The sequence below is a fragment of the Gemmatimonadota bacterium genome (genome assembly GCA_030747075.1).
In the GTDB taxonomy this organism is placed as follows: Bacteria; ARS69; ARS69; order ARS69; family ARS69; genus ARS69.
Window position 1 is genome coordinate 1 of sequence record JASLLL010000060.1, and the last position, 554, is coordinate 554.

General features: G+C 70.4%; 1 protein-coding gene. It reads right to left on the reverse strand.

Translation table 11 applies throughout. From position 1 onward, the window contains the following. Window positions 1-554 (reverse strand): hypothetical protein (locus tag QF819_11125; protein MDP6803702.1); only part of this gene is annotated, 554 nt, incomplete at both ends.

Sequence of the window (554 nt, forward strand, 5' to 3'; positions counted from 1 at the left end):
CGCCGCCTCTTCCGCCTCCGCGAACCGCCCGGCCTCCACCGCCTCCGCCGCCCGAACCTTCCGCTCTCCAAGACGCGCCTCCCTTCGCTCCGCTTCCAAACGCCGCGTCGCCACCTCCGCCAGAAGACGCTCCGCCGACCCCTTCTCCTCGGGGAGCGACGCCACCTCCCGCAAAAGCCTCTCCGCGCCAGACAGATCACCCTCTTCCAGCAACGAGCCCGCACGCGATACCTTCGACTCCGCCTCGGCAATCTCGACCGAAAGCTCCTCCCGGGCCTGAAGAGCGCCCCCGTCCTCCTCGTCCAGCTCCAGCACCTCCCCGACCTTCGCAAGCGCCGCCCGCAACTGACCCTGTGCCCGCAACGAAACCCACTCTTCCGTCAGGCCCCGCACCTTCCACGCACGCTCGCGCTGCGGAAGGTCTGCGAGAAGCGCTGCCAGTTCCTCATCACCCGGACTCAGCTCCAGCGCCTCACGCGCCGCCTCTTCCGCCTCCGCGAACCGCCCGGCCTCCACCGCCTCCGCCGCCCGAACCTTCCGCTCTCCAAGACGCG